Raw genomic sequence first — 3,033 nt, forward strand, 5'->3', positions numbered from 1 at the left:
TGTTCACCCCACGGAGGTACTCGACATGACCACCGCACGGCGGGTCTGGTTGACCCCGCACACCCACGAGCGCCTGCGCGCCGAGCTCGCGGGCCTGTTCGCCGAGAACTCGGCCCCGACCGACGACCCGGAGAGCGCGCTGCTGCGCAGGACCGAGCGCGAGGAGCGGATCAGGGAGGTCCAGGACCTGCTCAACCACGCCGTGATCGGCGAGGACCCGCCGGACGACGGCGTGGCCGAGCCGGGCATGGTGCTGACGGTGCGCTACGACGACTTCGACGACACCGAGACGTTCCTGCTGGGGATGCGCGCGGTGGAGCACGGCGACCTGGAGGTGTACTCGCCGGAGTCGCCCCTGGGCGCGGCGCTGACCGGCGCGCGCCCCGGCGAGCACCGCGGCTACCGGGCGCCGAACGGGGCCACGATCCGGGTGACCCTGATCGCGGCGGTGCCGTACGGCAGGCACCGGCCGGCGGACGCGCCGGGCTCCTGAGGGGACCGGCCCACGAGGCCGGCCCCTGACCCAGGCGTCTTCCCCGGCGCGGCGGCCCCCAGTCGCCGCGGGTGCCGCGCGCACGTCCGGCGTGCGCGCGGAACCAGCCGGTCACCGCACGGTCGCCCCGTGCTGCGCCGCCAGCTTCTCCAGGAGCACGGGCAGCCGCTTCACCACGCTCTCCTTGATCCGCGCCGTCCGCACCACCCCGCTGCCGTGGTCGGTCACGGTCAGCTCGTACCCGCCGCCGACCTCGACCAGCTCGGCCGAGTACACCACCCGGTCATCCACCGACCCCACCCCCGGCGTTCTCCGGCAGGCCGTCCAGCCACGCCTGCCACCGCCGCGCCTCGGCCTCGCCGTCGGCGCCCGGCGCGAACAGGTGGTGCGCCACCCAGGTCGGCCACCGCCAGCGGTCGCCGCCGAAGAACCGGTACAGCCCGCCCGAGGTCCGGACCCCGATGAAGTCCTCGTCCCGGTAGTCCAGCACCCCCTCCAGCGGCTCCAGCCCCACCGGCGCCAACCGGACCGGGCTGCCCGCCACGTCCGAGGCCGCCAGTCCGAGCGCGTCCGCGACGATCCCCAGCTGCCCCGTCCCGACCCGCTCCCGCGCCGCCCGCACGTAGGTCGCGGGGCGCCCGTCGAAGTGCCCCAGGTACTCGGCGAGGCTGTGCTGGTAGAACCCGGCGTACCGCGCCGCCGCGTCCCCCCGCGTCTCCCAGCCCCCGTCCGGCTCGCCCTCGTGCACCCAGTGGATGCCCGCGCGCAACCGCACGCCCCCGCCCACCCCGTCGAGCCGGTAGCTCAGCGTGGTGGAGAACCCGTTCCCGTCGCCGGCGCGGCAGGCGAACCGGTGCGGCGGCTCCCACTCGACCACCTCGGCGTCGCCGCGCGACACCGCGCCGCCGACGCCCGGTTCGACCTCCATGGGGTACAGCCACCCCAGGTTCCCGGCTCCGGTGGCGATCGCCCGCCACACCCGCTCGGGCGGGTGCGCCAGCTCCTGCTCCTCGGTGATGGTCAGCTCACGGGGCACGGCGTTCCTCTCGACGACGACGGACAGCGGATGATCTCAACGGACCACGGGGAGGGCGACGAGCTTGCGCTGCAACGGGTTCCGGTGCCACTCCAGCCCGTCCCCCCGCAGCCGCAGCCCCGGCGAGGCGCGCACCAGCGACCCGATCGCCAGCTCCACCTCAAGCCGGGCCAGCGACGCGCCCAGGCAGAAGTGCGGCCCGTGCCCGAACGCCAGGCTCCCCCGCCCGGACCGGGTGAGGTCGAACAGGTCGGGGTCGACGTGCCGCCGGGGGTCGCGGTTGGCCGAGGCCAGCCCCAGGTAGGCGAGGTCACCCTCCCGCAGCAGCTGCCCGCCCAGCTCCAGGTCGGCCGCGAGCACGCGGGTGATGACCTGGGTCGGCGAGTCGTAGCGGGCGCACTCGTCCACCGCCCGGCCCACCAGGTCGGGCCGGGCGCGCAGCAGCGCCAGCTGCTCGGGGTGGCGCAGCAGCGCGAGCACCCCGTTCCCGATCAGGTGCGTGGTGGTCTCGTCCCCCGCCGTGATGATCACGTAGCAGGTGGACAGCAGCTCGTCCTCGGTGAGCCGGTCGTCCTCGGCCTGCACCGCGACGAGCGCGCTGACCACGTCCTCCCCCGGCTGCTCCCGCCGCCGCGCGGCAAGCCACGACAGGTACTCGTGGAACTCGCCCACGACCCGCTCGGACCGCCCGACGTCGGCCAGCAGGTCCCGCAGCACCGCGAACCAGCCGTGCACGCGCGGCCGGTCGGCCTCGGGCACGTCGAACAGCTCGCAGATCACCGCGTTCGCCAGCGGCATCGCCAGCTCCCCGACCACGTCCAGCACGGGCCCGGCCTGGGCGAGCAGCCCGTCGACCACCCGCTGCACGTCCCCGCGCAGCCGCTCCACCCGCCGGGCGGTGAACCCCCGGCTGACCAGCCGCCGCAGCCGCGAGTGCTCGGGCGCGTCGGTGTTGGACATGACCCGCCCCAGGCGGGCGGTGAGCCTGCTCAGCTCCCGCACCACCGGGCTGCCCGCGCCCAGCGCCGCGGTCATCCGGTCGCGGTCGCTGGACATCCTCGGGTCGGCCAGCGCCGCCTCGACGTCGGCGCACCTGCTGATCAGCCACGCCCCGCGCACCCGGTGCACGGGGGCGCGCTCGCGCATCACCGCGTAGAACGGGTACGGGTCGGCGCGGAACCCCGGCCCCGCCATCTCCTCGGCGGGGTCGAACGGCAGGACCGGGGCGGCGACACCGCTGGTCACGTGGCGGACCGCCCCTCCATGGCCTCGACCAGGCTGCGCGGGCGCAGGTCGGTCCAGTGGCGCTCGACGTACTCCAGGCACGCCTCGCGGGTGTCCTCGGGGTGCGCGATCCCCCACCCGGCGGGCACCTCGGCGAACACGGGCCACAGCGAGTGCTGCCCCTCGTCGTTGACGAGCACGAGGTAGCGGCCCTCGGGGTCCTCGAACGGATTGGTCATGGCGGTTCCTCCTGATCGGTGGTGCTCTGGTCGGTGGTGCT

5 protein-coding genes are annotated in these 3,033 nt (G+C 75.3%); 1 reads left to right on the forward strand and 4 read right to left on the reverse strand.

The window, feature by feature from the left end:
* The first annotated feature begins 25 nt into the window (after positions 1-25).
* On the forward strand, positions 26-493 hold the full coding sequence (locus AMIR_RS17925; protein ID WP_015802374.1) for a GreA/GreB family elongation factor: 468 nt from the start codon (positions 26-28) through the stop codon (positions 491-493).
* Positions 494-604: 111 nt separating this feature from the next.
* Here the strand turns inward: AMIR_RS17925 and AMIR_RS17930 are convergent, their stop codons facing one another.
* The 4 genes from AMIR_RS17930 to AMIR_RS17945 are packed head-to-tail and all read right to left on the reverse strand — an operon-like array spanning position 605 to position 2,992.
* Positions 605-784, reverse strand: coding sequence for a hypothetical protein (locus AMIR_RS17930; protein ID WP_143760764.1), 180 nt, complete (start codon positions 782-784; stop codon positions 605-607).
* Positions 777-1,529, reverse strand: a complete 753-nt coding sequence (locus tag AMIR_RS17935; protein ID WP_015802376.1) for an SRPBCC family protein — start codon at positions 1,527-1,529, stop codon at positions 777-779. Before AMIR_RS17935 ends, AMIR_RS17930 begins: the two co-directional genes overlap by 8 nt.
* Before the next feature lie 36 nt (positions 1,530-1,565).
* Positions 1,566-2,774 carry a cytochrome P450 gene (locus AMIR_RS17940; RefSeq protein ID WP_015802377.1) on the reverse strand — a complete coding sequence of 403 codons (1,209 nt, stop codon included), beginning with the start codon at positions 2,772-2,774 and terminating at the stop codon, positions 1,566-1,568.
* Complete coding sequence (locus AMIR_RS17945; RefSeq protein ID WP_015802378.1) at positions 2,771-2,992, reverse strand: MbtH family protein; 222 nt, start codon at positions 2,990-2,992, stop codon at positions 2,771-2,773. The genes AMIR_RS17940 and AMIR_RS17945 overlap by 4 nt, the downstream gene beginning before the upstream one ends.
* Between the last annotated feature and the right edge of the window lie 41 nt (positions 2,993-3,033).

Origin of the sequence: Actinosynnema mirum DSM 43827 (assembly GCF_000023245.1) — a bacterium.
In the GTDB taxonomy this organism is placed as follows: Bacteria; Actinomycetota; Actinomycetes; order Mycobacteriales; family Pseudonocardiaceae; genus Actinosynnema; species Actinosynnema mirum.